Raw genomic sequence first — 8,407 nt, 5'->3', positions numbered from 1 at the left:
GCAGTGTGTCAGTCAGCACATGTATTGGCTGACCCACCGCCTTCGCGAGCAAGCCCGCTCCCACACAAGCCCTCTCCCACATTTGTATTTAGGGGGTGTCAGGTTGATTGGCGGGATGGGCCTGGATGAAGGCTGGATGTTGAGCCGCCAACGCTGCTACCCGGCCGATACGCGGATACGCCGCCAACGCCACCTTGAAGCGCTCCGCCGCATACAACTGCGGAATCAGAAACGCATCCGCCATGCCCGGCTGCTCCCCAAAACAAAAACCCTTGTCGCCAATCAACTGCTCCACCGCGCCCAGGCCCTGGCTGATCCAATGGCCGATCCACGCCAGCACCTGCGCCTCATCATGCCCCCACTGGCGCAACAGGTTCTGCGTGCTGGAGTTGTGCAGCGGATGAATATCGCAACCAATGATCGACGCCACCGCACGTTCATGGGCGCGGGTGGCCAGGTCCTTGGACAGCAGCGGCGCCTGTGGATAACGTTCGTCGAGGTACTCGATGATCGCCGGCGACTGGATCAACAGCTCGCCGTCGTCGGTGCGCAAGGCCGGCACGCGGCCCTGCGGGTTGATCGCCAGGTACTCGGGCTGGCGATTCGCACCACCGGCCGGCACCAGCAGGTTGACCGGCACCGCAGTGAAATCCACACCCTTGAGTGCCAGGGCGATGCGCACTCGGTATGACGAAGTGGAACGGTAGTAGGTATAGAGTTCCATTACCCAGCCCTCTTAACGCGCCGCGATCACGGTGCCGCGGCATTCGCCAAAACCGATGGAGGCAAAACCCTCGCGGCTGCAACGGGCGCGCAGGATGATTTCGTCACCGTCTTCGAGGAACTTGCGCACTTCGCCGGACGGCAACTCGATGGCTTTTTTGCCGCCTTCGGTCATTTCCAGCAGGCTACCGAATTGCCCTGCCTGCGGGCCGGACAGCGTGCCCGAACCAAACAGGTCACCGGCCTGCAACTGGCAGCCGTTGACGCTGTGATGCGCCACCAACTGCGCGACCGTCCAGTACATGTGCAGGCTGTTGCTCAGCGCCAGGCGATGGGCCGGCAGGTTTTGCTCGCGCATGGCGGCGGTGGTCAGCAACACTTCCAGTTCGATATCCAGCGCGCCAGCGGCCTGGTCACGTTTGTCCAGCAGGTACGGCAGCGGCTGTGGATCGCCTTCGGGACGCGCCGGTTGGGCCTTGCGGAACGGTTCCAGGGCTTCGGCGGTGACGACCCACGGCGAGATGGTGGTGATGAAGCTTTTCGACAGGAACGGCCCCAACGGCTGGTATTCCCAAGCCTGGATGTCCCGCGCCGACCAGTCGTTGAGCAGGCAGAAACCGGCGATATGCTCAGCCGCATCGCCAATCGCAATCGAGTCGCCCATGGCATTGCCCTGGCCGATCCAGATGCCCAGCTCCAGCTCGTAATCCAGGCGGGCGCACGGGCCGAACGTCGGTTCGGTCTGACCGGCAGGCAGGGTCTGGCCTTTGGGACGGCGCACGTCGACACCCGACGGGCGAATGGTCGAAGCACGCCCGTGATAACCAATCGGCACATACTTGTAGTTCGGCAGCAGCGGGTTGTCCGGACGGAACAATTTGCCGACGTTCTGCGCATGTTCGATGCCGACATAAAAGTCGGTGTAGTCGTTGATGCGCGCCGGCACATGCATCTGGCAATCGGCGGCGCGGTGCAGCACCTGGGCTTCCCGCGCTTGCAGCGGGCTGCCCTCGGCGAGCAGTTCCAGCAGGCGCTCGCGCAAGGCCACACGCGGGCCACGGCCCAGTTCGAAAAACGCGTTCAACTGGCCACCGGCAGTGGCTTCGACCGCGCGGCGCGCCTCGCCTGCGAACGCGTCGATGGCCGCGTGCAGGTCGAGGATCGCATCACCAATCGCCACACCACTACGTGGCGCCGAACCGTTGATGCTGAACACACCCAGCGGCAGGTTTTGCAGTGGGAAATCGGCGTGACCGTTGGCAGAAGATACCCAGCTGCGGGTAGAAGTGGACTGAGTCATGGTTATCTCCGGTTCGGGTTGAAGGTGACGGGCAACGAAGCCCAGCACGCGTCGTAAGCGGGTTGCAGTTGCGGGCAGTCCAGGGCGAATTGGCTCGGGCGCAGCACTTGGCTGGTCTCGAACATGAAAGCCATGGTGTTATCGATCTTGTGCGGCGCCAGCTCGACGTTGATCGCCTTGGTGCAGGTTTCACCATCCGGGCCGTGGGCGCTCATGCAGCTGTGCAGCGACGCGCCACCGGGCAGGAAGCCTTCGGCCTTGGCGTCATAGGCGCCCTGGATCAGGCCCATGTATTCGTTCATCAGGTTGCGGTGGAACCACGGCGGCCGGAAGGTGTTCTCGGCCACCATCCAGCGCGGCGGGAAGATCACGAAGTCGAGGTTGGCCAGGCCGTGCACGCTGGTGGGCGAGGTCAATACGGTGAAGATCGACGGGTCCGGGTGATCGAAACTGACCGTGCCGATGGTATTGAAGCGGCGCAGGTCGTATTTGTACGGCACGTTGTTGCCGTGCCAGGCCACCACGTTGAGCGGCGAATGGTCGAGCTCGCAGGCCCACAGTTCGCCGAGGAATTTCTGCACCAGGGTTGTAGGCTGTTTCAGGTCTTCGTAGTGCGCCACCGGCGTGAGGAAATCCCGCGGGTTGGCCAGGCCGTTGCTGCCGATGGGGCCGAGGTCCGGCAGGCGCAGCGGCGCGCCATGGTTTTCGGCGACATAGCCGCGCGCCTGGGCGTCCAGCAGTTCGACGCGGAATTTGAGGCCACGGGGCAGCACGACGATTTCCAGCGGCTCCACGTCCAGCACACCCAACTCGGTGGCGATGCGCAGGCGGCCTTGCTCGGGGACGATCAGCAGTTCGCCATCGGCATTGAAGAATACGCGCTCCATCGAGCGGTTGGCGCGGTAGTGGTGGATGCTGATGCCTGAAGGTTTTTCCGCACCGGAATTGGCAACCATGCCGACCAGCCCGTCGATGAAATCCGTCGGCTCAGCGGGAATATCCAACGGGTTCCAGCGCAAGCGGTTCGGCGTCACCGCCCCCAGCGGCCCACCAGCCAGTTGCCGTTCCAGCTTGATAAACGCCGGGTGATTGGCCGACGGCTGGATGCGGTACAGCCAGGTGCGCCGGGCTTCGCTGCGGACCATGGTGAAGGCGGTGCCGGAAAAGAGTTCGGTGTACAGCCCGTAGGGCGCTTTTTGCGGGGAGTTCTGGCCGACCGGCAATGCGCCGGGCAGGGCTTCGCTGGCGAATTCATTGCCGAAGCCCGACAGGTATTCGAGGTTCATGGATCATCCTCTGTGCTGAAGTTGTTTTTATCGTAATCCAGTTACGCATAACGTAATTTGAACACTATCGACCGTCAAGCTATAAAGACGCCCATTCATCTCTCGGATTCTCGCCCTTCCATGGAAAAGCCCCGCGACACCGGTAAACAGAAAGTCCGCTCGGCCGAAGTGGGCACCGATATCCTCAAGGCCCTCGCCGAACTGTCGCCGGCCACTTCGCTGTCGCGCCTGGCCGACCATGTGCAGATGCCCGCGAGCAAGGTGCATCGCTATTTGCAGGCGTTGATCGCCTCGGGGTTTGCCGAACAGAACACCGCCACCAACCATTACGGCCTCGGCCGCGAAGCGTTGCGCGTGGGCCTGGCCGCGCTGGGCAGCATGGACGTGTTGAAGGTCGGCGCCCTGCCCCTGGCCGAGCTGCGCGATGAATTGAATGAAACCTGCTTCCTGGCGGTCTGGGGCAACCAGGGCGCGACCGTGGTGCATATCGAGCCCGCCGTGCGTGCGATCACGGTGGTGACGCAACTGGGTTCGGTGTTGCCGCTGCTCAGTTCGTCCACGGGCTTGGTGTTCAGCGCTTTCCTGCCGTCGCGGGAGACGGTGGACTTGAGGGCGCGCGAGATCGAGGCCGGGATCGCCCACGCCCTGGCCGACGATCAGGCCTACGCCACCACGTGCGAACAGATCCGCAACCGCGGCCTGCACTTTGTGCATGGCTTGCTGATGCCGGGTGTGGATGCATTGTCGGCGCCGGTGTTCAACGCCGTCGGGCAAGTCGCGGCGGTGATGACCGTGGTCGGCCCCACCTCACTGTTCCACGCCGACGAAGACGGCCCGGCGGCGCAGCACTTGCTGGCGGCGACCCGGGCCGTGAGTTGGCGCATGGGTTATCAGCCCTGAATCACCAGTTGGCCAGGGTCAGCGCCACGCGGTTTTCCAGGGCCTTGATCTGCGCGCCACTGGCCAGGTAATTGTTGCTAATCATCGAGAACACCAAGCGGCGCCCGTGGGCGTCGGTGATGTAGCCGCCCAATGAGGAGACGCCGGCCATGGAGCCGGTCTTGGCGTGCAGGTTATTCGCCGCCGGGGTTTCGCGCAGGCGAAAGCGCAGGCTGCCGCCGGTCATGCGCTCGCGGTTGCCGGCAATCGGCAGCGCGGTGTACCAGGCGTCGAACCAGGGTTGTTTGCTTGCGGCCAGCAACAGGTCGGTGAGGGTTTGCGATGACACCAGGTTCATCCGCGACAGGCCGGAGCCGTCCACCTGACGCAACATCGTCGTATCCAGCCCCTGGCGCTGCATAAAGCCCGCCACCGCCGCCACGCCTGCCGATGCCGTCCCGGCATTCGAGGTCTTGCGGCCCATGGCCTTGAGCAAGGCTTCGGACATGTTGTTGTTCGACAGCTTGAGCAGCGGCGCAATCAGCGCCTGCAACGGCGCCGACTGATGCTCGGCCAGCACGTTTGCCGTGGCCGGGCTGGCGCCGCCCATCACGCGACGGCCAAGCACGGTGATGCCCTGCTGCGCCAGCGCCTGCTCGAACAGGTTGGCGACCAACTGCGTCGGCTCCCACACGCTCACCAGTTGCCTGCTCTGCTTGCCCGGCGCCACCGCGCCACTGAGTTGCAACAGATTGGTGCCGTGGCGTCGGTTGATCCCATAGGTATTACCCGGCCCGCTGACCGCGCGGTTGCTCAGTTGCAGGTAGTCGGTGGGCGGAAAGATCGTCACCGCCACCGGCTGGCCAGCCCGCACCGGCGCCTTGGCCGTGACCAGCACGGTGCCTGCATCAAAGTCGGCATTGGGTGACACGGTCAGCGCCGAAATCTGTGCGCCATAGTAGGTGCTTTCGTCATCGTGGGACCAATCGACGCCCAGTCGTTCAGCATCAAACCAAGTGTCATCGAACACCAGGTCGCCCTGCACCTGGCGGATGCCCTTGCTCGCCAGTTGTGCGGCCAGGGCCTGGTAGTCGGCGAATTGCAGGGTCGGGTCGCCCAGGCCACGCAGGTAGAGATTGCCGCTGAGGCGCTCGCCCTGCTGCACGCCGTTGCTCAACAGCTGGGTGGCAAAGCGGTACTGCGGGCCCAGCACATCCATCGCCGCCGCCGTGGTCAGCAACTTGAGGTTAGAGGCCGGCACCAGCCGCGTGCGCGGGTTGTGCTGATAGAGCGTGGTGCCACTGCGGGCATCGCGCACCGTCAGCGACACCGTGGCGCCGTGCAGCGCCGGGTCGGCCAAGAGTTGGTCGAGGGAGGACTGGGTGGCGGTCTGCGAAACGCTGGCGCAACCATTCAGTAAAAACAGGAGTGCGCTGGTATAGATCAACTTTGCCAATTGCATCGGTGCTGGGTTTCCGCGAAAAATCAATGCGGCAACGCTACCAGCTCGCTTCACTTGTGGCGAGGGAGCTTGCTCCCGCTGGGGCGCGAAGCGGCCCCAGCTCTTTGTTTAAAAGACTGGGACTGCTGCGCAGTCCAGCGGGAGCAAGCTCCCTCGCCACAGCTTGCTCCCTCGCCACAAGGGGTCAGGCTTAGAACTCCAACGTGCTGGACACCGAGAACTGCCGTGCATCGCCAATCGACACAAACAGGCGGCTGGCCGCCGAGGTGTAGTAGGTGCGGTCGAACAGGTTCTTCACGTTGAGCTGGAACTTGACCTTCTGTCCGTCGATCTTGGTGTTGTAGGTGGCAAACGCGTCCGCCACGGTGTAGCCCGGCAGGGTGAAGTCGTTGGCCGCGTCGCCTGCGCGCTCGCCGACGTAGCGGGCGCCAGTGCCCACGCGCAACTGGTCGCCGCCGAAAATGCTGCCGAAGTCGTAGGCCACCGACAGCGAACCGGTGTGCTTGGCGACGTTTTGCAGGCGGTTGCCTTCCAGGGTCGGGTCCTTGTCCTTGACGTCTTCGGCGTCGGTGTAGGCGTAGCTGCCGATCAGGCTCCACTGGTCGGTCAACTGGCCGCTGGCGTCCAGTTCCAGGCCACGGGAGCGCACTTGACCGGCGATGCTGTAGACGGTGTTCGCACCGGAACCGACGGAGACCAACACATTGCGCTTGTCGATATTGAACAGCGCCGCACTGGCGGTGATGCGCCCAGGAATATCGAGCTTGGCCCCCAGTTCCCAGGACTTGGATTCCTCGGGCGTCAGGTCGCCGGTCAACTTGCTGCCATCCGCCAACGCAGCGATGGTGGAGTTGGGCTTGAACGATTCGGTGTAGCTGCCGTAGAACGACAGCTCGTCGGTGTAGCGATACACCAGGCCCGCACGCGGCACCCAAGCCTGGCCATTGCCATTGGTATTGGCCTTGAACGGCACGCCCTTACCGGCGTATTGGTCGTACATCTGGTAGCGCGCACCGGCGACGAAGATCCACTGGTCGGTGAGGTGGATCGCGTCCTGGAAGAACAGCGAGTCGCTGCGCAGCAGGTCGGTCTGGGCGCTGTCGGCGGCGCTGACGGTGGTGCCGGCGACTTCGTTGCCGTAGACCGGGTTGTAGTAGTTGAACGAGCCACGCGAGTTCTGGCGGATCAGGTCGGCACGGTAGATCTTGCGGTACTCGTCATCCATGCCGAACACCAGGTCGTTCTGCAGGCCGAACACATTGACCTTGCCTTCGAGGCTGGCGGTGGTGAAGCGGTCGGTGGTGATCGCGCCCTTGGTGCCGTCCATCTTGCGGGTCAGGGTGCCGTCGGTGGCCACCGCGCTCACGCGCACTTGGCTGGCGTCGTAGGTCTCGCGGTTCCAGCTGTAGCCGAAGTGGGCTTTCCAATCGTCGTTCAGGTCGTGGTCGGCTTCGAAGCGGTACAGGTCGGAGCGGCCTTCCATATTGTTGAAGGGCTCGTCCAGACGGCGGGTGGACGGGATGTCCAGCGGGTGGTTGGACTTGTCGATGGCGGTGCCCCGGTCGAACGGCGAGAGAAACTCGCGGTGCTCGTAGGCAAACAGCAACTTGGTGTTGTCGCCGTACCAGGCCAAGGACGGCGCCACCAGCGTCTCGCGGTGGGTGCCGAAATTACGCCAGTAGTCTTCGTCTTCGTGGTCGACGATCAGCCGGTAAGCCAGGCCGCTGTCGCCAATTGGCCCGGTGGTGTCGAGGCTGCCGCCGCTGCCGTTCTTGCCGTCGCCAAAGGTCGAGCCGCGCACGGTCAGGGCGGTGGACTGCACCAGTTCGGGCTTTTTGCTGACGATATTGACCACGCCGCCCGGGTCCTGGATGCCGTACAGCAGCGACGACGGGCCCTTGAGCACTTCGACGCGCTCAGCGGTGGCGTTCAACGCACGGCCCTGCACCACCGGCATGCCGTCGCGCATGATCGAGCCGTTACGGTTGTCGCCAAAGCCGCGCAGCATCACCGCATCTTGAGTGCTGGCCAAGGTGTTGGCCTGGGTGATGCCGCTGATATTGCCGAGGGCGTCATCCAGGTTGCGCGGGGTCTGGTCGCGCAGCACTTGGGCGGGGACGACGTTGACGGTTTGCGGGGTTTCCAGCAGCAGGGCCTTGGAGCGCATCACCGAGCTGGTGGGCGGCGGCTGGTAGCTGGTGCTGTCCTGTGCCTGCTGGCCGACACCGCTGATGGTGGTGGCGCCGAGGTTGACCGCGCCTTCGGTCGGCAGCGGTTCAAGCGCCAGGGTGCGCGCGTCGATCTGGCGGAAGGTAAAGCCAGTGTTGCTCAGCAGGCGTTGCAGGGCCTGGGTCGCGCTCATCTGCCCACTGACGGCCGGGGCCTTGAGGCCGTAGGGCGCTTCGTCGGTGTAGATCACGCTGATCCCGGTGACCCGGCTGAAATCGCTCAAGGCCTGGGGCAGCGGCTTGGCTGCCAGGGCAAAGTTGAACTGGGTACTTTGTTGCTCTTGCGCCTGCGCCACGGCCAGAGGCAGCAATGCCAGGCCCGAGACCGCCAATACCGAGGCTCCCAGCCACTGTTTAACCCAACCGCCCGCCGTCAACTTCATGCTGTGAGAACCCGTGTAGAAAACGCTGTTAATGCGAATTGATCGCAGTTTCAAGCACTACACGGATGGGCCGCGGGTTTACCTCACATGGAATTCAAAATATTTCCGAAAGAGCATGACGCGGAGCGTCGGGGGATGCGTTCCCA

Annotated in this window: 6 protein-coding genes; 1 reads left to right on the top strand and 5 read right to left on the bottom strand. The window is 63.8% G+C overall.

Translation table 11 applies throughout. From position 1 onward, the window contains the following. Positions 1–88: 88 nt before the first annotated feature. The 3 genes from maiA to hmgA are packed head-to-tail and all read right to left on the bottom strand — an operon-like array spanning position 89 to position 3,309. On the bottom strand, positions 89–724 hold the full coding sequence (maiA, locus tag NUV89_RS12705) for a maleylacetoacetate isomerase (protein WP_257781596.1): 636 nt from the start codon (positions 722–724) through the stop codon (positions 89–91). A gap of 12 nt (positions 725–736) precedes the next feature. Then, the gene (fahA, locus tag NUV89_RS12700) at positions 737–2,023 is read right to left on the bottom strand and encodes a fumarylacetoacetase (RefSeq protein ID WP_257781595.1); all 1,287 of its coding nucleotides are present in this window, start codon (positions 2,021–2,023) and stop codon (positions 737–739) included. Positions 2,024–2,025: 2 nt separating this feature from the next. Next, on the bottom strand, positions 2,026–3,309 hold the full coding sequence (hmgA, locus tag NUV89_RS12695; RefSeq protein WP_257781594.1) for a homogentisate 1,2-dioxygenase: 1,284 nt from the start codon (positions 3,307–3,309) through the stop codon (positions 2,026–2,028). 120 nt (positions 3,310–3,429) lie between these two features. Between hmgA and NUV89_RS12690 the strand changes: the two genes are divergently transcribed. Continuing rightward, positions 3,430–4,209 carry an IclR family transcriptional regulator gene (locus tag NUV89_RS12690; RefSeq protein ID WP_257781593.1) on the top strand — a complete coding sequence of 260 codons (780 nt, stop codon included), beginning with the start codon at positions 3,430–3,432 and terminating at the stop codon, positions 4,207–4,209. 1 nt (position 4,210) lies between these two features. On the opposite strand, the gene dacB is transcribed toward NUV89_RS12690, so the two are convergent. Both dacB and NUV89_RS12680 read right to left on the bottom strand, forming a co-directional pair. Further along, complete coding sequence (dacB, locus tag NUV89_RS12685; protein WP_257781592.1) at positions 4,211–5,650, bottom strand: D-alanyl-D-alanine carboxypeptidase/D-alanyl-D-alanine-endopeptidase; 1,440 nt, start codon at positions 5,648–5,650, stop codon at positions 4,211–4,213. A 190-nt stretch (positions 5,651–5,840) separates the two neighbouring features. Then, positions 5,841–8,261, bottom strand: a complete 2,421-nt coding sequence (locus NUV89_RS12680; RefSeq protein ID WP_257781591.1) for a TonB-dependent receptor — start codon at positions 8,259–8,261, stop codon at positions 5,841–5,843. Between the last annotated feature and the right edge of the window lie 146 nt (positions 8,262–8,407).

The sequence above is a fragment of the Pseudomonas sp. 18.1.10 genome (genome assembly GCF_024655625.1).
In the GTDB taxonomy this organism is placed as follows: Bacteria; Pseudomonadota; Gammaproteobacteria; order Pseudomonadales; family Pseudomonadaceae; genus Aquipseudomonas.
Note: the sequence above shows the minus strand (reverse complement) of the source record. Positions and strands in the feature narration are given on the sequence as shown.

What these genes read in the sequence shown, in the direction of transcription:
- maiA (WP_257781596.1), bottom strand. Translation starts at nt 724, where the DNA reads ATGGAACTCTATACCTACTACCGTTCCACTTCGTCATACCGAGTGCGC.
- fahA (WP_257781595.1), bottom strand. Translation starts at nt 2,023, where the DNA reads ATGACTCAGTCCACTTCTACCCGCAGCTGGGTATCTTCTGCCAACGGT.
- hmgA (WP_257781594.1), bottom strand. Translation starts at nt 3,309, where the DNA reads ATGAACCTCGAATACCTGTCGGGCTTCGGCAATGAATTCGCCAGCGAA.
- NUV89_RS12690 (WP_257781593.1), top strand. Translation starts at nt 3,430, where the DNA reads ATGGAAAAGCCCCGCGACACCGGTAAACAGAAAGTCCGCTCGGCCGAA.
- dacB (WP_257781592.1), bottom strand. Translation starts at nt 5,650, where the DNA reads ATGCAATTGGCAAAGTTGATCTATACCAGCGCACTCCTGTTTTTACTG.
- NUV89_RS12680 (WP_257781591.1), bottom strand. Translation starts at nt 8,261, where the DNA reads ATGAAGTTGACGGCGGGCGGTTGGGTTAAACAGTGGCTGGGAGCCTCG.